Source organism: Mesorhizobium caraganae, assembly GCF_016836705.1.
GTDB classification, from domain to species: domain Bacteria; phylum Pseudomonadota; class Alphaproteobacteria; order Rhizobiales; family Rhizobiaceae; genus Mesorhizobium; species Mesorhizobium caraganae.
This window is the reverse complement of record NZ_JAFCGY010000016.1, coordinates 1-19,674: the sequence shown is the minus strand read 5'-3', so window position 1 is coordinate 19,674 and position 19,674 is coordinate 1. Positions and strand designations below refer to the sequence as shown.

Below are 19,674 nucleotides of genomic sequence, written 5' to 3'. Positions count from 1 at the left end.
CTGAACATGAAAACCTATTCCGACACCGGCTCCAACACCACGATCCGCGAACGGCTGGGGCTGCGGCCGATCATCAACGTCTCCGGCACGATGACGACGCTGGGCGCCTCGATCATCGTTCCCGAGGCGATCAGCGCCATGGCCGAGATCGCCTCGCAATGGGTGGAAATGGACGATCTGCAGCGCGCCGCGAGCGTGATCACCGCCCGGCTGACCGGCGGCGAGGCCGGCTTCATCACCGCCTGCTGCGCCTCGGGCATCACCATGGCGATCGCCGGGGCGATGACCGGCACCAATTTGCTGGCGATCGAACGGCTGCCCGACGACACCGAAGGGCTGAAGTCGGAAGTCGTCATCCAGCTTGGCCATATCGTCAATTACGGCGCGCCGATCGACCAGTCGATCCGCGTGGCCGGCGCCAAGGTCATTCCGGCCGGCACCGTCAGCGTCACCCAGGATTATCACGTGCGCGAGGCAATCAACGAGCGCACCGCGGCAGCGCTCTACGTCGTGGCGCACCACACCGTGCAATACGGCATGCTGTCCCTCGAGGAGTTCTGCGAGATCTGCCACGCCAGGGGCGTGCCGGTGATCGTCGACGCGGCTTCCGAATATGATCTGCGCAGCTTCCTGGCGCGCGGCGCCGACATCGTCGTCTACAGCGGCCACAAATTCCTCTCGGGGCCGACCAGCGGCATCGTCACCGGCCGCAAGGATCTTGTCCGCGCCGCCTATCTGCAGAACCGCGGCGTCGCCCGCGCAATGAAGGTCGGCAAGGAAAGCATCGCCGGCACAATGGCGGCACTGGAAGCCTGGGAAAAGCGCGACCATGCCGGCATCCGCCGGCGCGAGGAAGCGGCGCTCAATCTCTGGAAGGGTGCGCTGCAAGGGATACCGGGCATAGCCGCCCACATCATTCCCGACCCGACCGCCAATCCACTTGACCGGCTGCAGATCTTCGTCTCGCCCGAAAGCCGCTTCACCGCCGCCGGCCTTGCCTCGGCACTTGCCGCAGGCTCGCCGCCGATCATCGGGCGCAACCACGAGGTCGAGCGCGGCCATTTCTTCCTCGACCCGTGCAATCTGCACCCCGGCGAGGCCGAGATCGTCGCCGAGCGCCTGCGCGCCGTGCTGACCGCGGCCGAGCGTCCGGCGGATGCGATGAAACAGCCGCGAAAGGATTCGTCCGGCGCTCTGCGCTGGCCGGATTGATCGCCACGAGGCCAAATAAAGCTCATACACTCCGGCCGATCACGCGACTGTGAACAGCCGGATTTGCACACTGCGGGAATAAACCGCCGTCAAAGCAGGTCTTCTCGGCATACGCCATCGCTGGCGTTGAGGAGACGGATATGCCGCATCATTACTGGAATCGCGATCATGGCCACGGCACCAGCCGTCGTCATGCGCTGGACCGCATGAGCGTCACCAGTCCCCTTTCCATGGCGCTTGACACCGGTGACGCAGATGAATTCACTTTCGCTACTGCAGGCGGCTTTGCTTGTTTCTGCGGGGTTCGCCCGCACAAGCAGGGCGAGACCGGCGCTGGCTGAGAGTGCACGGCCTGTTCGTCCTGGAGTGTCCGATCATGGTGCTGCCTTGAGCGAGAGGGCCTTGGCCGAACGCTTCAACGAAGTGGTGCTGCCGCATCTCGGCGACGCGCTTGCGCTGGCGCGTTGGCTGACCGGCAATGCCGCCGACGCCGAAGATGTCGTGCAGGACGCCTGCATCAAGGCGCATGCCGGCATGTCAGGCTACGCAGGCGGCAACTCGCGCGCCTGGCTGCTGACCATCGTGCGCAACACCGCCTACACCTGGATGTCACGCAACCGGTCGCGCGGCATGATGGCCGTCGGCGACCTCGGCGATCTCGACGAGATGGCGGCTGCACACGGCACGAGTGTGCCGGACGAGGAAAGTCCAGAGGCGAGCCTGATCGCCAAGGCCGATACGGCGGCGCTGGAAGCCGCGATCGCCGCGCTGCCGCAGCCGTTCCGCGAGACGCTGGTGCTGCGCGACATTAACGGCCTCAGCTACCGCGATATAGGGACGATGCTCAGCGTGCCGATCGGCACGGTGATGTCACGGCTGGCGCGGGCTCGCGGCCTGCTTGCGTCCGAACTGGGGAGAGCGCCATGACCGCCCATGATGACGGACTGCCCAACGATCCCGAAGGCATCAGGCTGATGATCCACGCTCTCGTTGATGGTGAACTCGATGCGGCTGCCGCACTCGCCGTGGAACGCCGCATCGCCGCCGATCCGGCGCTTGCCGCGGAACATGCCCGCATCCTTGCCTTGCAAGGCGCGGTCGGCCGCTTGCCGCGCCCCGATGTCAGCGATGCCTTTCGGGCCCGCATCGCGGCGATCGGTACGGCATCGGCACAACGGCCGCAGGACGAGGCACCGTCGGCGCTGCCGGGATTGATCGCAGGTGCAGCCCAGCAACGGCGAGCGACCGATACGCGGCCGTCCCAGGCGAGGCCATCGCCAAGGGTGCGCCGCTTCGGCTCCTTCGACTGGCGCGCCATGGCGGCGTCGATCGTCATGACCGCAGTGCTGGCCAGCGGCGCCACGCAATGGGTGATGTTCAATGCCGCATCGGACGGCGTCGCAGCTGAGATCGCCGGCGACCATCGCCGCAGCCTGCTTGCCGCCAGCCCGATCGACATCGTCTCGTCCGACCGCCACACGGTGAAACCATGGCTCGATGCCCGCATCGGCGTGTCGCCGCCGGCGCCCGATCTTGCCACGGATGGCTTCGCGCTGATCGGCGGCCGGGTCGAGGTGGTCTCGGGCCGTCCCGTGCCGGCGCTGGTCTACCGCCACCGCGAGCACCTGATCACGCTGGTGGCCGAGCCGCAGCAAGGCGGTCGCGTCACCGAACCGAAGGACGTTTCCTCGGGCGGCTTCTCCATGGTGCACTGGAGCGACGGCGCCTTCTCCTACTGGGCGATCTCCGACACGGAGCGCCCCGAGCTCGACGATTTCGTCGCCCGCTTTCGCAAGGCAGCGGTATAGAGTGACTTGTGGCTACCGAGCTCGGCGGCGACCGCCTATCCTTGCGGCTTTGCGCGAATTCCGCTAAGGCGCGCCTTTGCCGCCGGGAGCATGCGCTTGACCGACCACCGCGCCGACGTCGCCATCATCATGGGCAGCCAGTCCGACTGGGCGACGATGCGCCACGCCGCCGAAACACTGGAAGCGCTGGGCATCCCTCACAAGCGGCTGATCGTCTCCGCCCACCGTACCCCCGACCGGCTCTATGATTTCGCCAAGGGCGCCAAGGCGGCAGGCTACAAGGTGATCATTGCCGGCGCCGGCGGTGCCGCGCACCTGCCCGGCATGACGGCGGCGATGACGCCGCTGCCGGTGTTCGGCGTGCCGGTCGAATCCAAGGCGCTGTCCGGCCAGGATTCGCTGCTCTCCATCGTCCAGATGCCGGCCGGCATTCCGGTCGGCACACTGGCCATCGGCAAGGCCGGTGCGGCCAACGCCGCCCTTCTGGCAGCCGCCGTGCTGGCGCTCAACGACGACAAGCTTGCCGCCCGTCTCGACGCCTGGCGCGCCGCCCAGACCGCCAAGGTCCCCGCCGAACCGACGGACACGCCGTGAGCCTGCCCGCGGGATCGACCATCGGGATCATCGGCGGCGGCCAGCTCGGCCGTATGCTGGCTGTTGCCGCGGCGCGCCTCGGCTACCGCACAATTATCCTCGAACCGCAGGCCGATTGCCCGGCGGCTCAGGTCGCTAACCGCCAGATCACCGCCGCCTATGACGATGCGGACGCCCTTGCCGAACTTGCAGCAGCCAGCGCCGTCGTCACATATGAATTCGAGAACGTACCGGTGGCGGCTGCCAGCGCGCTCGCCGCCAAGGTGCCGGTCTATCCGCCGCCGCGTGCGCTGGAAGTGGCGCAGGACCGGGTGGCGGAGAAGCAGTTCCTCAACGGCATCGGCATAAAAGCCGCGGATTTCCGCGCCGTCGACAATGACGACGAGCTGACGGCGGCGCTGAGAGAGTTCTCGGGCAGCGGCATCTTGAAGACCCGCCGCATGGGCTATGACGGCAAGGGCCAGCGCGTCTTCCGCAACATGGAGACGGGCGGCTTTGCCGGCACCTGCGAGGCCATGGGCAATGTGCCGCTGATCCTGGAATCCTTCATCGCTTTCGAGCGAGAGATTTCAGTGATCGCCGCGCGCGGGCTGGACGGCGCGGTCGCCGCCTACGATCCGGCCGAAAACGTCCACCGCGACGGCATCTTGCATACCTCGACCCTGCCGGCCCAAATCAGGCTGGAAACGGCGGCGGCGGCGCAAGCGGCGGCGGCAAAGATCCTGTCGGCCCTCGACTATGTCGGCGTCATCGGCGTCGAGTTCTTCGTTCTTGCTGATGGCTCCCTGCTGGCCAACGAAATGGCGCCGCGGGTGCACAATTCCGGCCACTGGACGGAAGCCGCGTGCATCGTTTCACAGTTTGAGCAGCATATCCGCGCCATTGCCGGCCCGCCGCTGGGCAACCCCGGCCGGCATTCCAACTGCGTCATGGAGAATTTGATCGGCGACGACGTCCTGCGCGTACCCGCTCTGCTCGCCGAGCCCGATCTGATGCTGCATCTCTACGGCAAGGTGGAAGCCCGCCCAGGCCGCAAGATGGGCCATTTCACGCGCATCAGCCGGCGTAGCTGAGCAATTCCAGGAAAGCGCGCGCGCTTTGCCTGAGGGGCGTGCACCCTATTGCAGCTCGTTGTTCAGATCCCCGTCTTCGTCAGGGCTGGCGCAACTCACGTCGCCTTCCTGGCAATTGGCGCCGGACGTCAGCTGCTTGGTGCGCTGGTCCGTCAGTTCGGTCAGACATTGCGAAACCTCCATCGGATGGATGGAGCCGCCTTCGCTGTCTGTCGTCGTATAGGCGCATTCGGCGTCGCGGAAGGCGATCCAGGCTGCGCGACCTGCAGCAGCTTCCTGCTCTTGTCGTCGTTGCGGCCGATCAGATCCTTGTAGGCCTGGTTGAGCTTGGCGTCAGCCGCCTGATAGTCCTCGCCGGCACAGATGTTCATCATCTGCTGGCTGTCGTCGTTGCGGTCGCATTCCTGCGCCTGTGCGGTGGTGGCCGCTGCCAGAACGGCAAGACAGGCGAACACAAACAACAGGCGCATGGACCTCTCCAAATCAGCTTGCGGGCGCCGCACCATTCCAGCCCGCCTTCGGCGGCGCAATGGCGTCGAGCCGAGATGGCGGATATTTGATGGCCAAAGCCGTTCTCAGCCTCTAGGGCATGATGCCGAAAAGTGTGAAGCGGTTTTCGGACGACATCATGCTCTATCTCTTTGATTTAGAGACGGATTCAGATTTCAGGTCGAATAGACCTGAAATCATCCGGCTCTATGCGGCACGCTTGCGGTTGACACGGGCAAGGCTCCTCGTTTATGAGCCACGCAAGTTCAAAGGCGCGTCTTCTGGCGCGCCTTAATAATTCGGCCCGGACAGGGCCCAGACCGACGGGCAAGACCATGAAGATCAAGAATTCGCTCAAGGCGTTGAAGGCGCGTCACCGCGACAACCAGCTGGTTCGCCGCAAGGGCCGCATCTACATCATCAACAAGACCGCTCCGCGCTACAAGGCGCGCCAGGGCTGAGTTTTCGGCCGGAGGCTGTTGCCTCCGTCCCTGTGATGTTATTTGCCGGAGATCCGGCACTTTCACGCTAATTTCAGTTTGACGATCCGCCGTCCGGGGTTAGATTCGGACGATGCGGATTCTTTTTGCATTTTTCTCGGCCCTCTTCCTGTTCAGCGCCACAGCGGCGCGAGCGGATGATCCACCGGCCGCCACGACGCCGCCGGTTGCCGTGACCAAGGAAGCCCGGCTCGACCAGCTGTTTGCCGACCTGAAGCGCGAGCGCAACGAAAAGGCTGCCGAGCGCATCGCCGGGCGCATCTGGGGCGAATGGTTCCAGTCCGGAAGCGCTTCGATCGATCTGATGATGCAATGGTCGCAAAAGGCGATGGATGACCAGAAGTTCGACGTCGCCCTCGACTTCCTCGACCAGGTCGTCACCCTGCAGCCCAAATATGCCGAGGGCTGGAACCGGCGCGCCACCGTGCACTACATGATGAGGAATTTCGGGAAATCGATGTCCGACATCGACCAGACGCTGCAGCTGGAACCACGCCATTTCGGCGCGCTTTCTGGCCTGGCGCAGATCATGGCCGCCACCGGCCACAAGCAATCGGCGCTCGAAGCCTGGCAGAAGGTGCTGGCCATCTACCCGATGATGCGCAGCGCCCAGGATCAGGTCGCAACCCTTTCGGAAGAGCTTGCCGGCGAAGGAATTTAATCTAGGCAGTAGGGAATAGGGCGTAGGCAGTAGGGTAAGCGGTTGAACCCACACTACTGCCTACTGCCTACTGCCTACTGCCCAAAACTTATCCCCCTCCACCCCCGTACCTCTCCTCATGAACCTCATCTACGCCGCCTGTGCCTTTCTCCTCGCGCTCGTCTTTGCCCTTGCCGGTGTCACCCGCGCCGGCGCATGGCTGATCGAGTGGCGCAATCCGCCTGCCGGCGAATTTGCCGACATTGACGACGCCCGCATCCACTATGTCCACGTGCCGGCGCCACGAAATGCCGAGCTGCCGGCGATCGTCTTCATCCATGGCGCCAGCGCCAACCTTAGGGATCAAATGCTGCCGATCAGGCCTTTGCTCGAGGGCCGCGCCGAAATGGTGTTCCTCGACCGGCCGGGCTTCGGCTGGTCGGGGCGAGGTCCCGGCAACAATGAGAGCCCGTCGGCGCAAGCCGACACCATCGCCGAGCTGATGGACCGTCTCGGCATCCACAAGGCGATCGTCGTCGGCCATTCCTTCGGCGGCGTGGTCACCGCCGCCTTTGGTCGCGAGCACCCCGACAAGACGCTCGGCCTCGTCTTCCTGTCGCCGGTCAGCCACCCCTGGCCGGGCGGCGCGACCGCCTGGTACTACAAGCTGACCGCCACCCCCATCATTGGCTGGCTGTTCTCGGAGACATTGGCCTATCCGGCCGGCACGCTGCAGATGAATAGCGCCACGGCTTGCGTGTTTTCCCCCAACAAGGTGCCGGGCTTCTATGTCGACAATGCCTCGATCCCGCTGGTGCTGCGTCCCGGCGCTTTCCGCGCCAATGCCATCGATGTCGCCGGCCTCTACGACTATGCGGTCAAGGCCGCGCCGCATTACCGCGACATCAAGGCGCCGACGATCGTCATCTCGGGCGATCGTGACAAGGTGGTCTATGCCTCGATCCATTCGGTCGGCCTTGTCAGGGACATTCCGGGCGCCGAGCTGATCTGGGTCCACAATCTCGGCCACAAGCCGGACTGGATCGCACCAGACCTCGTCGTCGGCGCCATCGAGAAAGTCGCCGGCAAGGACGTCGACCTCAAGGCGCTGGCAAAAACCGTGGAGGCGCGGATCGCCGGCGACGCCTACAATGAGGGACAATGCCCCGACATCACAGTGCCCGACGCGGAACTCGCACCGACCTGATCGCCTCATGTATGTCCTGAAGCACGGCATCAAGAAGAACCCGGAGAAGCGATGGGCATTGCCGGACCGCATCTTCTTCGGCCACGGCGCCTGCGCCATTCTCGCCGGCGCCTTTCTCGAGCATCCCCCTCTGGAAGGATTTTACGGCGAACGTATCCTTCCAGGCGAGGGCTTTTCCGGAAACCACATCTACGTGACCAACGGCGTGATCGCGTTCGACTACCATGGCTATTCAGCTCGTGAGCGGCTGCTGGGACACCATGAAAGAGGCTGGGCATCGCACAGCCCCGGATGGCACTGCGCAATTACCAGGGTCGATTTCGATCTTCTCGACACGGTCGAACTCAACCGGCGAAAGATACTGGGTCCGGACCAGTACCTGCACGACCCCGTTCCCCGGGCTCGCCGGTTCCTGCGGCGCGTCGATCACGCCGAAGCCGCGGCAAGAGCGCTGCGAACTGTGACGCGTTGAAGCCTCTCTCAGCCTATGTTGCGGCTGACCTGCGCGTCCGATCCGACATAGGCGATGCGCAACATGTTGGTCGAACCCGGCGTCCTCAGCGGCACGCCGGCCGTGATGATGACGCGGTCGCCCGGCTGGCCGAACCCCTCTTCGAAAGCGATGCGGCAGGCGCGGTCGACCATGTCGTCGAGATCAATGGCGTCGGGCGAGACGACGCAATGCGTGCCCCACAGCAGCGACAGCCGCCGCGCCGTGTTGAGGATCGGCGACAGCGCGATGATCGGCACTTGCGGCCGCTCGCGCGCGGCGCGAAGGCCGGTGGTGCCCGACGCCGTATAGGTGATGATCGCCGATAGTTTCAGCGTCTCGGCGATCTCGCGCGCGGCGAGCGAAATGGCGTCGGCGCCGGTCGCTTCCGGCTCCGAGCGCTGCGCGTTGATGATGCCGGCATAGGTCGGATCGGTTTCGACCTTGGTCGCGATGCGGTTCATCATCGCCACCGCCTCGACCGGATAGGCGCCGGCCGCCGACTCGGCCGAAAGCATGATGGCGTCGGCGCCCTCGAACACGGCAATCGATACGTCGGACACTTCGGCACGGGTCGGCACCGGGGCGGTGATCATCGATTCCAGCATCTGCGTGGCGACCACAACCGGTTTGCCGGCGCGGCGCGCCGCGCGCGTGATCTGCTTCTGGATGCCGGGCACGGCTTCCAGCGGCATTTCCACGCCGAGATCGCCGCGCGCGACCATCAGCGCGTCGGACAATTCGATGATTTCGGCCAGCCGGGCGACAGCCTGCGGCTTTTCGATCTTGGCCATGATCAGCGCCCGGCCGCGCGCGATCTTGCGGGCTTCGGCAAGATCTTCCGGCCGCTGCACGAAGGACAGCGCCACCCAGTCGACGCTTGCCGCCAGCACAGCATCGAGGTCCTTGCGGTCCTTCTCGGTCAGCGCACCGACCGGCAGGTCGGTGTCGGGCAGGCTGACGCCCTTCTTGTCGGAAATCGTCGTGCCGGCGACCACCGTGCAGGTGATCGACTTGCCGTCGCTCTTCAGAGCCTTCAGCTCCAGCTTGCCGTCGTCGATCAACAGACGGTGGCCGGCCTCGACCGAGCTCAGGATTTCGGGATGCGGCAGGTAGACCCTGGTCGAATTGCCGGGCTCGGGATTGTTGTCGAGCGTGAAGGTCTGGCCAGCCGTCAGCACCTCCTTGCCGTTGGCGAACTTGCCGACGCGCAGCTTCGGCCCCTGCAGATCGGCCAGGATGCCGATCGGACGGCCGACCTTTTCCTCGACGGCGCGTATGCGGCCTACCAGCGTGCGCATCAGCTCATGGTCGGTGTGGCTCATATTGATGCGGAAGACATCGGCGCCGGCTTCGAACAGCTTCTGCAGCATCTCCTCGGACGAGGAAGCCGGACCGATGGTGGCGAGGATCTTGACCTTGCGGCTACGTCTCATTGACTGTTTGTTCCCGGGGCGGCTGGTGCGCCTCCCGTTGTGGACTCATCGGTCAGCTGGACCATCCAGCTTGCCTGCTCGCCCGTGTCATATTCCTGGAATCCGGCGCGCTGGAAGCCCCGGGCGACGCAATCGGTAACGCCGGCGATCTTGAACTCTTTTTCGGCCACGCACATGTTGATCGGGCCATCCCAACGCCCGCCACGCTCGGCGTCTTCTGCATAAAGATAGTAAAACCTTGATGACAGCGGCCCTTCGATCAGCGTCTTGCAGCTCGATCCTTCGATGTGCCACCACCCCTCGGTGATCCAGCCGGCCTTGGCGCGGTAGCCGATGCCGACGCCGACCAGGTTCTGCGTGGCGTTGCAGACGCGGAAATCGGCCCGGGCGGGCGAGGCCGCGACCAGCGCGGTAAGCCCCACGGTCAAGGCCAGGAGCGGCACGGCAAAGGCGCTGCGCGCACGCGGCCTGCCGGCGGAACCCATCCCGAAACCCCTCAACAACGTCATCTGCATCTCTCAACGCCCCTTTTCGGAAAAGTCCGGGCGCATGTCAACGCGCCGTTCTGTCCAATTCCAATCGATTTAGAAAGGCCCCCGACACGCAATTTGCCGCGCGTGACCGGATTTTCGCAGAAACCGTGGCCAAACAACGGCATTGCGCCAGCGCCCTCTTCGTGGAATGACGATACCACCCTCCCCGGAAGCCAGCGAACAGACCTTTTCAGCCAATGATCCGATCCACAGTTTTCGCGCCTTTCGATCTTGTCGAAGGCGACCGCAAGCGAGGCATCGTGCTTGTCGCCGACCATGCCCGCCGCGACCTGCCGGAAGAGTATGGCAGCCTCGGCCTGCCGGCGGCACAACTCGAGCGTCATATCGCTTACGACATCGGCGTCGAGACGGTGACGCGCGAACTGGCGGCATTGCTCGACGCGCCGGCAGTGATTGCCAATTTTTCTCGCCTGCTGATCGATCCCAATCGCGGCGAGGATGACCCGACGCTGATCCGTCAGCTCTATGACGGCACCGTGGTGCCGGGAAACTACCCGATGGCACCGGAAGAACGCGAAAGGCGGCTCGACGGCTTCTACCGGCCCTATCACGACGCGGTCGGCGCCATGATCGCCTCGGTGGCGCAGGCTTCAGGCAAAGCGCCTTTCATCTTCTCCGTGCACTCCTTCACCCCGGCCATGCAAGGTATTGCAAGGCCCTGGCATATCGGCATCCTGTGGGACCTCGACGACCGCGTGGCGCGGCCGCTGATCGACATGTTGGCGCAGGACAGAAACCTCGTCGTCGGCGACAACGAACCCTATGATGGCGCGCTGCGCGGCGACACCATGTTCAAGCACGCCATCGTCAACGGCTTTGCCCATGCGCTGATCGAGATCCGTCAGGACCTGATCGCTGATCCGAAGGGTGCGATCGCGTGGGCTGAACGGCTGGCGCCGATCGTTGACGCCATCGATCGTCGTCCCGATATACATCAGGTGAAAATGTTCGGCTCGCGCACCGGGCCGCTGCGAGGACCCAGGAAATGACGGAACTCAGCGACGAACAGAAACGCGATTTCGAAGCCGCCGCCTTCCGCCGGCTGGTCGACCATCTGCGCGAGCGCAGCGATGTGCAGAACATCGACCTGATGAACCTCGCCGGCTTCTGCCGCAACTGCCTGTCGAACTGGTACCGCGAGGCCGCCGAGGCTGAAGGCCTTGCATTGTCCAAGGATCAGTCGCGCGAAATCGTCTACGGCATGCCCTATGCCGACTGGCAGGCGCTCAACCAGACCGAGGCTTCGGACGCCAAGAAGGCGGAGTTCGAGGCGAGGCGACCCAGGGATCATTAGCGCCCGGCGCAACGCTTATAGGCGTCCACGCGCCCGCAATTGGCGGAGCCCTACGCGACTTCGTCATCCTAGGGTGGAGCAGTCGCGCAGCGACGTCGCGGAAACCCTAGGATCCATGCCGCGACGGCCGGCACGGACACAGCGGCTCAGAATGATGGTTGCACTCACCAGGCCTGATTCTGCGCCGTAGCATCGCACAGACGGCACGGAATGGATCCTCGGGTCTGCGCCGCGTCGCTACGCTCCTTGCTCCGCCCGTGGATGACGAAGGGATGGGGCGTTTTCGCCAATCTCCAACGTCTGATGGTCCACCGAACGGTACCGACTCCATTGGCCCTTTGGTCCAAGCATTTCCTCAACCACAGCGCTTGACTGCAAATTGAATCGATCTAATTTGCCGCGCAAAGCCATTTTTGACCGGATTCGAACCCATAGACGCGCAAAACACCATGCAGGGCGCCATTCGCGGGCGATGGGCCGTAGCAACCATCTTCCTCGCCAACGGCTTCCTGACTGGCAGCTGGGCGCCGCAGATTCCGGTGTTCCTGACCCGGCTCGACATCACAAAATTCACGCTCGGCCTGCTGATCCTGTTGTTCGGCGTCGGCGCGGTCGCGGCCATGAGCTGGTGCGGCCATCTGATCTCGAAACATGGCTCGCGCACGGTGCTGCGCTGGTTCGGCCTGTGCGGCAGTCTCGGCCTGCTGGTCGTGGCGCTGGCGCCCAACGTGCCGCTGGCGGCGATCGCCATGGTCATCTTCGGCGGCTCGATCGGCGGCATGGATGTCGCCATGAACGCCAATGCGGTGGTGGTGGAAAGAAGGCTGTCCCGCGCCATCATGTCGTCGTCGCATGGCTTCTGGAGCCTTGGCGGTTTCGCCGGTGGCGGCCTGGGCGGCTACGCCATCCAGACCTATGGCCATCTTGCCCATGCGGCTGTAGTGACGGTGCTAGCCTTTGCCGTCATAGCCGTGGCGGTCGGCTACCTCATCGCCGAAGACAAGCCGCAGGCCGCCGAACATCACAAATTCGCGCTGCCGGCCAACCCGTTGGTCTATCTGGTCGGGCTGATGGCGCTGCTGACGATGATTTCCGAGGGTGCGGTGCTCGACTGGGCGGCGCTTTATCTGCGGCAGGAACTCGGCGCCGATCTCGCCATTGCCGGTCTTGCCTACGCCGCCTTCTCAGGCGTCATGGCGATCATGCGCTTTTTCGGCGACGGCGTGCGCAACCGCTTCGGCGCGGTGGCGACACTGCGCGGCTCGGCGGTTGTGGCCGCCGCCGGCATGCTGATCGCCGGCCTGTCGCCTTCGCCCTGGGTCGCCATCGCGGCCTTTGCCCTCTGCGGCTTCGGCATCGCCAACATGGTGCCGATCATCTTTTCGGCCGGCGGCAACCAGGAAGGCATGTCGTCGGGCACCGGCATGAGCGTGGTCACCACAATGGGCTATTCCGGCATATTGGTGGCGCCGTCGGCGATCGGCTTCGTCGCCGAGCATTTGAGCTTTGGGCCGATCTTTGTCGCCATGTCGGGGCTATTGATCGTCGTGCTCTTGATGGCCGGGCTCGCTCACCGCGCCGAATTCGCGGCCGCTCCCGCCGAATAGCGCTTCAGCTCCTCGTAGAGGAAATCGGCGACGCGACGGATGCGCACGCTGGTGCGCACGTCGCGATGCATGGCCAGCCACACCGGCAGGCTGGGCAACGGCATGCCCGGCAGCAGTTTTTCCAGCAATGGGTCGCTGTCGGCCAGCGGCTCCTGGCCGAGGCCAATGCCGTTTCCCGCCCGCAGTGCCTCCCACAGGACGATCTGATTGTCGGTCCTGAAACGAAAATTGCCACGGGTGACCGGGATGCCGAACTGGGTAAAGCCGCGGATCATTTCGTCGCTGCGGTCGAAGCCGATCAGCGGATGGTCGACAAGGTCGGCGGGCACAAGCGGGCGGCCATGCCGGTCGAGATAGGATTTGGCCGCGCAGCAGCACAGCGGAATGTCGCAGACCTTGCGCGCCGTCAGCTCGTTCTGTGCCGGCTTGACCATGCGGATGGCGATGTCGGCATCGCGGCGCAGCAGGTTCTCGACCTGGTTCGAGGCAACGATCTCGACCTCGATGCCGGGCTCCTCGATGCCGAGCCGCGCCGTCATCTTCGGCAGCACATAGGCAGCCACCACCTCGCTGGCGGCGATGCGCACCGTGCCTTCGATCGCCTCGACCGAGCCCAGCGCCAATAGCGAAAAAGCGCTCGCCTGCTCGCTCACCAGTTTGCCGCGCTCGAACAGCGTGGCGCCGGCTTCCGTCAGCGCATAGCCGCGCCGCCCGCGCCGGAACAGGGTGACGCCGAGCGCCTGTTCGAGCTCACCGATGTGGCGCCCAAGCGTCGGCTGGCTGGCCGACAGCTTTCGCGCGGCGGCCGACAGGCTGCCGGTTTCCGCCACGGTGACGAAGCTCTTGATCAGGTTCCAGTCGATTTCAGTCATTCATTTATGAATATCAGAATGCCAATCTCAGTCAATTTTCATTCGAATGTGGAGGCATCATATTCGGCGTGCATACACAAACACGGAGACGAAAAATGACCAAGATCGCAATTCTGGGCGCCAATGGCCGGCTCGGCCGCGTGGTTGGCAAGGCCTTCATCGACGCCGGCTTCGACGTCCGCGCCGTCACCCGCACCGGCAAGGTGCCGGCCGAACTCAACGGTGCCACCGCCACTGCCGGCGATGCGCTCGACCGCGAGGCGCTGATCCGCGCCACCGAGGGTGTCGACATCATCTTCAATGGCCTCAACCCGATCTACACCGACTGGGGCAAATGCCTGCCGATGGCGGAGAACGTCATGGCCGCCTGCCATACCAATGGCGCGCTGCATCTCTTCCCCGGCACCGTCTACAACTACGGCTCACCAATGCCGCAGGTGGTCACCGAGGACACCCCCTTCCGCCCGACGACCGAGAAGGGCCGCATCCGCTGCGCCTTGGAAGCGCTGTTTCGCCGCGAGGCCGATGCCGGCCGGGTGCGCACCATTATCCTGCGGGCCGGCGATTTCTTCGGCGGCACCGGCAGCGGATCGTGGTTCGACCTCGTCGTCGCCGCCAAGATGAACAAGGGCATCTATACCGCGCCTGGCCCGGCCAACCTCGTGCATGAATGGGCCTATCTGCCGGACTTCGCGGTGGCCTTCGTCGGGCTGGCGCGCAACCTCGACAAGCTCGGCTTCTACGAGGCGCTCAACTTCCCCGGCCATGCCGTCACCGACATGGACATCAAGGAAGCTGCCGAGAAGGCGCTGGGACGTCCGCTGAAACTGACCTTCATGCCCTGGTGGGTGCTGCGCGCCGGCAGCCCGTTCGTGGCGATGTGGCGCGAGATCGTCTCGATGTCCTATCTGCGCTTCGAACCGCACCGGCTCGTGTCCGACCGGCTGGAAGGCATCATCGGCGAGATTCCGCACACCCCGCAGGATCAGGCTGTGGCAGAGGCGCTCGATGACATCGGCATCACCGCCCCTCGTGCAAAAGATGCAGCGTAGGCATACAATGTAGGGCGTCAGCCATGCTTGGCATGGAACCCAACTCGCACCTGGCCCAATCGCGGAAATGAGCAACCGGATGGTCATTATGAGGAGACTGTTTATAACGGTCGGCGAGATCACGATGACCAAGGGGAGACGATGCGTTACATACGTCCGCTTTCAATCGAAGATGCCGTTGGCCTGCTGGCCGGCGCTTCCGGCACATCAGCCATTCTTGCCGGAGGCAGCGACCTCCTGGTGAGGATGAAGGGCGGCTTCGTCGAGCCCGACCTGATCGTCGACATCAAGGCGATCGCTGGCCTGAGCGAGATCCGGGAGACGGCCGACGGCTTCAGCATCGGCGCGGCTGTTCCCTGCGCGGTGCTGGGAGAAAACTCAGCGCTGAAGAAGGCTTGGCCCGGCGTCGTCGAAGCGGCAAAGCTGATCGGCTCGAAGCAGGTCCAGGGCCGTTGTACGATAACCGGTAATCTCTGCAACGCCTCCCCGGCCGCCGACAGCGTCCCGGCTTTGGTGGCCGCCGGCGCCAAGGCTGTGGTTGCCGGTCCTTCGGGCAAGCGCACCATTGCCGTGGAGGCCGTGCCGATCGGGCCCGGCAAGACGTCGCTGTCCAAGGGCGAGATCATCGAGGCGATCCTGCTCGACAGCCAAGCGCCGCGTTCGGGCGACGCCTATCTCCGGTTCATTCCACGCACCGAGATGGACATCGCCGTGGTCAGCGCCGGCGTGAACCTGACGATCGACGAGCATGGCGTCATAACAGCCGCCCGCGTGGCGCTGGGCGCCGCGGCCCCGACCGTGCTTCTGGTCGCAGAGGCAGCCGAGGCCCTTATCGGCCGGAAGCTCGACGAAGCAGCGCTCGAGCGGCTTGCCAAGGTCTGCGCGGGGGCCTGCCGGCCCATCGACGACAAGCGCGGCACCATCGAGTTCAGACGAAAAGTTGCGGGCGTGCTGGCGAGACGTGCCGCGACGACCGCCTATGCACGTGCAGGAGGCAAATGATGGCCGGTGTAGCAGTTTCAACGACAATCAACGGCGATCACGTCGAGTACCTTTGCCAACCCGACGAGACGTTGCTCGACGTCCTGCGCGACCGGCTCGGGCTGACCGGCGCCAAGGAAGGCTGCGGCACCGGCGACTGCGGCGCCTGCTCGATCATCCTCGACAACCGGCTGGTCTGCTCGTGCCTGGTGCTCGGCGCCGAGGCCGAGGGCCGAATTGTCGAGACCGTCGAGGGCATGGCGCATGGCGAGAAGCTGCACACGCTGCAGCAGAAATTCCTCGAACATGCCGCCCTGCAATGCGGCATCTGCACGCCGGGTTTTTTGATCGCGGCCAAGGACCTGCTGGCGAAAAACCCCGATCCGTCCGAGGAAGAAATCCGCTTCGGCCTCGCCGGCAATCTCTGCCGCTGCACCGGCTACGACAAGATCGTGCGCGCCGTCCAGGACGCGGCTAATGTGATGAAGGGAGCGTAAGCCATGAATTTCGATCCGCGCTTTTCAGGCCGCAAATTCGCATCCGTCGGCACCCGCCCTATCCGGCCCGACGGCATCGACAAGGTGACGGGACGCGCGCGCTACGGCGCCGACTTCAACATGGCGGGGCAGTTGGTCGGGCGTATTCTCAGAAGCCCGCATGCCCACGCAAAGATCCTGAAGATCGACACCTCGAAGGCGGAAAAGCTGGCCGGCGTGAAAGCGGTGATCACCGCCGCCGACCTGCCGGACCTCACCGATGGCGATGCCGCCATGTACGACGTCCTCGACAATTGCATGGCGCGCAGCAAGGCGCTCTATGACGGCCATGCCGTGGCCGCGGTCGCCGCTGTCGATGCCAGCACGGCGCGCCAGGCTCTGAAGCTCATCCAGGTCGCCTACGAGCTTTTGCCGCATGTCACCGATGTCGACGAGGCGATGAAACACACAGCCCCGCTGATCAACGACACGATCTTTACCGAAGGCCTCGAGGAAAAGCCGGTAAAGCCCTCCAACGTCACCAAGCGCAGCCAGTTCGGCCATGGCGATGTCCATCAGGGTTTCGGCCATGCCGATTTCATCGTCGAGCGCTCCTTCAAGACCGAGCAGACGCACCAGGGCTATATCGAGCCGCATGCCTGCGTGGCGAACGTCTCGTCCGACGGCACCGCCGACCTCTGGGTCTGCACGCAAGGCCATTTCGTCTACCGCCAGCACTGCGCGCAACTGCTCGGGCTGGAAGCCTCGAAACTGCGCGTCACCTCGTCGGAGATCGGCGGCGGCTTTGGTGGCAAGACCCATGTCTGGGCAGAACCGGTAGCACTCGCGCTGTCGCGCAAGGCAGGCCGGCCGGTCAAGCTCGTCATGACCCGCGATGAAGTGTTCCGCGCTTCTGGACCGACCAGCGCGACCTCGATCGACGTGAAGATCGGCGCCCGCAAGGACGGCACCATCACCGCCGCCGAGGCGACGCTGCGCTATTCCAGCGGCCCCTATGCCGGCACCTGGGCCGAGATCGGCGCCATGACGGCGTTCGCCTGCTACAAGCTCGATAACGTCAAGACCGTCGGCTACGAAGTGCTGGTCAACCGGCCGAAGACCGCGGCCTATCGCGCCCCCTCCGCACCCATGGCGGCGTTCGCCGTGGAAAGTGCCGTCGACGAGCTCGCCAAGGAGCTCGGCATGGATCCGGTCGAGTTCCGCATCAAAAACGCCGCTCAGGAAGGCACAAGGTCGTCCTATGGACCGGTCTATGGGCCGATCGGCATCGGGCCAACGCTGGAGGCGGCGAAGACCCATCCGCACATGAAAGCGCCGTTGGGCAAAAACCAGGGCCGCGGCATGGCCTGCGGCTTCTGGTTCAACTTCGGCGGCCAGACCTGCACCGACCTCAACATCGGCATGGACGGCTCGGTCTCGCTGGCCGTCGGCACGGTGGATGTGGGTGGATCCCGCGCGTCGCTGTCGCTGGTGGCGGCGGAAGAGCTCGGCATCGCCTATGAGCAGGTCAAGGCTGTTGTCGCCGACACGTCTTCTCTCGGCTACAACGACATGACCGACGGCAGCCGCGGCACCTTCTCGTCCTCGATGGCGACCATCTCGGCCGCCCGCAACGCGATCAAAATCCTGCGCGACCGCGCCGCGCAGATGTGGGACATCCCCGTCGACGACGTGGTCTGGGAAAACGGCCACGCCATCGCCAAAGGCGAGAAATACGGCAACCTCGCAGCACTGTCGCTGAAGGAGATCGCCGCCGCTTCCGGCAAAACCGGCGGGCCGATCGCCGGCCACAGCGAGCTCGTCGCCGACGGCGCCGGCGTCTCCTTCGCCACCCACATATGTGACATCGAGGTCGACCCCGAGACGGGTGCCGCGCGCGTGATCCGCTACACGGTGATCCAGGATGCCGGCAAGGCGGTGCACCCGACCTATGTCGAGGGCCAGTACCAGGGCGGCGCCGCACAAGGCATCGGCTGGGCGCTCAACGAAGAGTATATTTACGGCAAGGACGGGCGACTCCAGAACGCCGGCTTCCTCGACTACCGCATCCCGGTCTGCTCGGACCTGCCGATGATCGACACGCAGATCCTCGAGATCCCCAACCCCAACCACCCCTATGGCGTGCGCGGCGTCGGCGAGACCTCGATCGTGCCGCCGCTGGCGGCGATCGCCAACGCGATGTCGAACGCCGCCGGCGTGCGCATGACCCACATCCCGATGTCACCGCCCCGCGTCCTCGCCGCGATCGAGGCGGAACGCGAAGGCAGGGCATGATGCCGAAAAGAGCGCAGCGGTTTTCGGATAACATCATGCTCGGTCAAGAATAGGGGTCCGGCAAATGGTCGAAGTCACCCTCTGGGGTGCGCTGGGCCAACTCGCCGGCGGCAAGAGCAAGGTCGAGGTCGAGGCCAAGGACATAAGGGAGCTGTTTAGGAAGCTGGCTGAACAGTATCCCGGGATAGAGCCCTGGATCGAGAAGGGCATCGCGGTGGCCATCGACGGCACGATCTATCGCGATACGTGGTCGAAAGAATTGCCAAAGGGGGCGGAGATTTTTCTGCTGCCGCGGCTGGCTGGGGGGTGACGGGACCGCCCCGCCATCGGCTAGCATCAAGGCCTCGAACGTCGTGGTTGGGCCGACATCGGACTGGCAGGTTCAGGCTATGGATCTTCAAAAAGCGGACGCTCGGTTGAACGGGGAAATAGTCGTGACCTGATCCAAAAGTAGCCCTTCGGCAGCACCCGCGATCGGACCATAAACCACGCCATGTGAGGGATGGCCAAAGGGACGTGGTGAGTTGATCGCTGCTGGCGCCGGCACTGCACGCTCGCATTCGAGGTAGGACTGGAATACGCTCACCGCCCGGAGCTTCGACCTATGGAAGAGGCAGGACACAAGCATGGAGCGACGCCTCACCGCAATCCTTGCTGCCGACGTCGTCGGCTACAGCCGCCTCATGGGAGCCGACGAGGTTGGCACGCTTGCACAGCTGAAGAGGCTTCGCGCCGAAGTGATTGACCCCAAGATCACGGAGTCGCACGGACGCATCGTCGGTTCCGCTGGCGACAGCCTTCTTGTCGAATTCGCCAGCGCAGTCCACGCGGTGCAGTGTGCGGTCGAAGCCCAGGAGGTATTGGCTGCTCAGAATGCAAGTTTGCCCGAAGACAGGCGCATGACTTTCCGCATGGGCGTGAATTTGGGCGACGTGATTGCAGAGGATGATACGATCTACGGTGATGGCGTGAACATCGCCGCGCGGCTCGAGAAGCTTGCAGAACCTGGCGGCGTCTGCGTCGCGAGCAACGTTTACGAGCAGGTCAAAGGCAAACTGGATTATGCCTACACCGACCTCGGTAGCCAGCAGGTC

General features: G+C 64.5%; 22 protein-coding genes and 1 pseudogene. 19 read left to right on the top strand and 4 right to left on the bottom strand.

The features are described 5' to 3' along the window. Positions 1-6: 6 nt before the first annotated feature. The 6 genes from JQK88_RS23115 to JQK88_RS23090 all read left to right on the top strand — a co-directional run bounded on the left by JQK88_RS23115 (position 7) and on the right by JQK88_RS23090 (position 4,687). A complete protein-coding gene (locus JQK88_RS23115) occupies positions 7-1,212 on the top strand; it encodes an aminotransferase class V-fold PLP-dependent enzyme (RefSeq protein WP_203279545.1) in 1,206 nt (401 codons plus the stop codon). 140 nt (positions 1,213-1,352) lie between these two features. Then, positions 1,353-1,553, top strand: coding sequence for a hypothetical protein (locus JQK88_RS23110; RefSeq protein ID WP_203279544.1), 201 nt, complete (start codon positions 1,353-1,355; stop codon positions 1,551-1,553). Between the two features lie 46 nt (positions 1,554-1,599). After that, positions 1,600-2,139 carry a sigma-70 family RNA polymerase sigma factor gene (locus tag JQK88_RS23105; RefSeq protein ID WP_203279543.1) on the top strand — a complete coding sequence of 180 codons (540 nt, stop codon included), beginning with the start codon at positions 1,600-1,602 and terminating at the stop codon, positions 2,137-2,139. After that, entirely contained in the window at positions 2,136-3,020 is an 885-nt protein-coding gene (locus tag JQK88_RS23100; protein WP_203279542.1) for an anti-sigma factor family protein, read from the top strand. The genes JQK88_RS23105 and JQK88_RS23100 overlap by 4 nt, the downstream gene beginning before the upstream one ends. A 96-nt stretch (positions 3,021-3,116) precedes the next feature. Further along, entirely contained in the window at positions 3,117-3,614 is a 498-nt protein-coding gene (gene purE / locus JQK88_RS23095; protein ID WP_203279541.1) for a 5-(carboxyamino)imidazole ribonucleotide mutase, read from the top strand. Further along, complete coding sequence (locus tag JQK88_RS23090; protein ID WP_203279540.1) at positions 3,611-4,687, top strand: 5-(carboxyamino)imidazole ribonucleotide synthase; 1,077 nt, start codon at positions 3,611-3,613, stop codon at positions 4,685-4,687. Before purE ends, JQK88_RS23090 begins: the two co-directional genes overlap by 4 nt. Positions 4,688-4,732: 45 nt before the next feature. On the opposite strand, the pseudogene JQK88_RS37515 reads toward JQK88_RS23090, so the two are convergent. Further along, positions 4,733-5,058 (bottom strand): annotated as a pseudogene (locus JQK88_RS37515) (lysozyme inhibitor LprI family protein). Positions 5,059-5,511: 453 nt separating this feature from the next. Between JQK88_RS37515 and ykgO the strand changes: the two are divergent. The 4 genes from ykgO (at position 5,512) to JQK88_RS23065 (ending at position 7,995) form a co-directional block, all read left to right on the top strand. Further along, positions 5,512-5,637, top strand: a complete 126-nt coding sequence (ykgO, locus tag JQK88_RS23080; RefSeq protein WP_006203764.1) for a type B 50S ribosomal protein L36 — start codon at positions 5,512-5,514, stop codon at positions 5,635-5,637. A gap of 112 nt (positions 5,638-5,749) precedes the next feature. Beyond that, a complete protein-coding gene (locus JQK88_RS23075; RefSeq protein ID WP_192259266.1) occupies positions 5,750-6,337 on the top strand; it encodes a tetratricopeptide repeat protein in 588 nt (195 codons plus the stop codon). A gap of 118 nt (positions 6,338-6,455) precedes the next feature. Next, positions 6,456-7,523 (top strand): alpha/beta fold hydrolase, encoded by a 1,068-nt coding sequence (locus JQK88_RS23070; protein ID WP_203279539.1) that lies wholly within the window; start codon positions 6,456-6,458, stop codon positions 7,521-7,523. A 7-nt stretch (positions 7,524-7,530) separates the two neighbouring features. Then, positions 7,531-7,995 carry a hypothetical protein gene (locus tag JQK88_RS23065; protein ID WP_203279538.1) on the top strand — a complete coding sequence of 155 codons (465 nt, stop codon included), beginning with the start codon at positions 7,531-7,533 and terminating at the stop codon, positions 7,993-7,995. An 8-nt stretch (positions 7,996-8,003) separates the two neighbouring features. Here the strand turns inward: JQK88_RS23065 and pyk are convergent, their stop codons facing one another. Together pyk and JQK88_RS23055 are read right to left on the bottom strand one after the other, a co-directional pair. Continuing rightward, on the bottom strand, positions 8,004-9,449 hold the full coding sequence (pyk, locus tag JQK88_RS23060) for a pyruvate kinase (RefSeq protein WP_192259263.1): 1,446 nt from the start codon (positions 9,447-9,449) through the stop codon (positions 8,004-8,006). Continuing rightward, positions 9,446-9,934 (bottom strand): DUF1036 domain-containing protein, encoded by a 489-nt coding sequence (locus tag JQK88_RS23055; protein ID WP_246501904.1) that lies wholly within the window; start codon positions 9,932-9,934, stop codon positions 9,446-9,448. The genes pyk and JQK88_RS23055 overlap by 4 nt, the downstream gene beginning before the upstream one ends. A 245-nt stretch (positions 9,935-10,179) precedes the next feature. Between JQK88_RS23055 and JQK88_RS23050 the strand changes: the two genes are divergently transcribed. The 3 genes from JQK88_RS23050 (at position 10,180) to JQK88_RS23040 (ending at position 12,904) form a co-directional block, all read left to right on the top strand. Further along, on the top strand, positions 10,180-10,992 hold the full coding sequence (locus tag JQK88_RS23050) for an N-formylglutamate amidohydrolase (RefSeq protein ID WP_203279537.1): 813 nt from the start codon (positions 10,180-10,182) through the stop codon (positions 10,990-10,992). Beyond that, entirely contained in the window at positions 10,989-11,297 is a 309-nt protein-coding gene (locus JQK88_RS23045; protein WP_192259260.1) for a DUF1244 domain-containing protein, read from the top strand. Before JQK88_RS23050 ends, JQK88_RS23045 begins: the two co-directional genes overlap by 4 nt. A gap of 449 nt (positions 11,298-11,746) precedes the next feature. Next, complete coding sequence (locus JQK88_RS23040) at positions 11,747-12,904, top strand: MFS transporter (RefSeq protein ID WP_210388369.1); 1,158 nt, start codon at positions 11,747-11,749, stop codon at positions 12,902-12,904. Here the strand turns inward: JQK88_RS23040 and JQK88_RS23035 are convergent. Further along, entirely contained in the window at positions 12,868-13,776 is a 909-nt protein-coding gene (locus JQK88_RS23035; protein ID WP_192259259.1) for a LysR family transcriptional regulator, read from the bottom strand. The genes JQK88_RS23040 and JQK88_RS23035 overlap by 37 nt on opposite strands. A gap of 95 nt (positions 13,777-13,871) precedes the next feature. On the opposite strand from JQK88_RS23035, the gene JQK88_RS23030 reads away from it, so the two are divergent. The 6 genes from JQK88_RS23030 to JQK88_RS23005 all read left to right on the top strand — a co-directional run. After that, complete coding sequence (locus JQK88_RS23030; RefSeq protein WP_203279536.1) at positions 13,872-14,828, top strand: SDR family oxidoreductase; 957 nt, start codon at positions 13,872-13,874, stop codon at positions 14,826-14,828. A gap of 141 nt (positions 14,829-14,969) precedes the next feature. Continuing rightward, complete coding sequence (locus tag JQK88_RS23025; RefSeq protein ID WP_203279535.1) at positions 14,970-15,830, top strand: FAD binding domain-containing protein; 861 nt, start codon at positions 14,970-14,972, stop codon at positions 15,828-15,830. Continuing rightward, positions 15,830-16,306, top strand: coding sequence for a (2Fe-2S)-binding protein (locus tag JQK88_RS23020; RefSeq protein WP_203279534.1), 477 nt, complete (start codon positions 15,830-15,832; stop codon positions 16,304-16,306). The genes JQK88_RS23025 and JQK88_RS23020 overlap by 1 nt, the downstream gene beginning before the upstream one ends. Positions 16,307-16,309: 3 nt before the next feature. Further along, entirely contained in the window at positions 16,310-18,580 is a 2,271-nt protein-coding gene (locus JQK88_RS23015; RefSeq protein ID WP_192259255.1) for a xanthine dehydrogenase family protein molybdopterin-binding subunit, read from the top strand. Between the two features lie 64 nt (positions 18,581-18,644). After that, a complete protein-coding gene (locus JQK88_RS23010) occupies positions 18,645-18,890 on the top strand; it encodes a MoaD/ThiS family protein (protein WP_192259254.1) in 246 nt (81 codons plus the stop codon). Positions 18,891-19,206: 316 nt separating this feature from the next. After that, positions 19,207-19,674, top strand: a 468-nt coding sequence (locus JQK88_RS23005) for an adenylate/guanylate cyclase domain-containing protein (protein WP_203279533.1), incomplete at its 3' end; no start/stop codon positions are given.

Bases quoted from the DNA above. Each gene is read 5' to 3' on its own strand.
- JQK88_RS23115 (WP_203279545.1), top strand. From the start codon at position 7: ATGAAAACCTATTCCGACACCGGCTCCAACACCACGATCCGCGAACGG.
- JQK88_RS23110 (WP_203279544.1), top strand. From the start codon at position 1,353: ATGCCGCATCATTACTGGAATCGCGATCATGGCCACGGCACCAGCCGT.
- JQK88_RS23100 (WP_203279542.1), top strand. From the start codon at position 2,136: ATGACCGCCCATGATGACGGACTGCCCAACGATCCCGAAGGCATCAGG.
- ykgO (WP_006203764.1), top strand. From the start codon at position 5,512: ATGAAGATCAAGAATTCGCTCAAGGCGTTGAAGGCGCGTCACCGCGAC.
- JQK88_RS23075 (WP_192259266.1), top strand. From the start codon at position 5,750: ATGCGGATTCTTTTTGCATTTTTCTCGGCCCTCTTCCTGTTCAGCGCC.
- JQK88_RS23070 (WP_203279539.1), top strand. From the start codon at position 6,456: ATGAACCTCATCTACGCCGCCTGTGCCTTTCTCCTCGCGCTCGTCTTT.
- JQK88_RS23065 (WP_203279538.1), top strand. From the start codon at position 7,531: ATGTATGTCCTGAAGCACGGCATCAAGAAGAACCCGGAGAAGCGATGG.
- pyk (WP_192259263.1), bottom strand. From the start codon at position 9,449: ATGAGACGTAGCCGCAAGGTCAAGATCCTCGCCACCATCGGTCCGGCT.
- JQK88_RS23055 (WP_246501904.1), bottom strand. From the start codon at position 9,934: ATGGGTTCCGCCGGCAGGCCGCGTGCGCGCAGCGCCTTTGCCGTGCCG.
- JQK88_RS23050 (WP_203279537.1), top strand. From the start codon at position 10,180: ATGATCCGATCCACAGTTTTCGCGCCTTTCGATCTTGTCGAAGGCGAC.
- JQK88_RS23045 (WP_192259260.1), top strand. From the start codon at position 10,989: ATGACGGAACTCAGCGACGAACAGAAACGCGATTTCGAAGCCGCCGCC.
- JQK88_RS23040 (WP_210388369.1), top strand. From the start codon at position 11,747: ATGCAGGGCGCCATTCGCGGGCGATGGGCCGTAGCAACCATCTTCCTC.
- JQK88_RS23035 (WP_192259259.1), bottom strand. From the start codon at position 13,776: ATGACTGAAATCGACTGGAACCTGATCAAGAGCTTCGTCACCGTGGCG.
- JQK88_RS23030 (WP_203279536.1), top strand. From the start codon at position 13,872: ATGACCAAGATCGCAATTCTGGGCGCCAATGGCCGGCTCGGCCGCGTG.
- JQK88_RS23025 (WP_203279535.1), top strand. From the start codon at position 14,970: ATGCGTTACATACGTCCGCTTTCAATCGAAGATGCCGTTGGCCTGCTG.
- JQK88_RS23020 (WP_203279534.1), top strand. From the start codon at position 15,830: ATGGCCGGTGTAGCAGTTTCAACGACAATCAACGGCGATCACGTCGAG.
- JQK88_RS23015 (WP_192259255.1), top strand. From the start codon at position 16,310: ATGAATTTCGATCCGCGCTTTTCAGGCCGCAAATTCGCATCCGTCGGC.
- JQK88_RS23010 (WP_192259254.1), top strand. From the start codon at position 18,645: ATGGTCGAAGTCACCCTCTGGGGTGCGCTGGGCCAACTCGCCGGCGGC.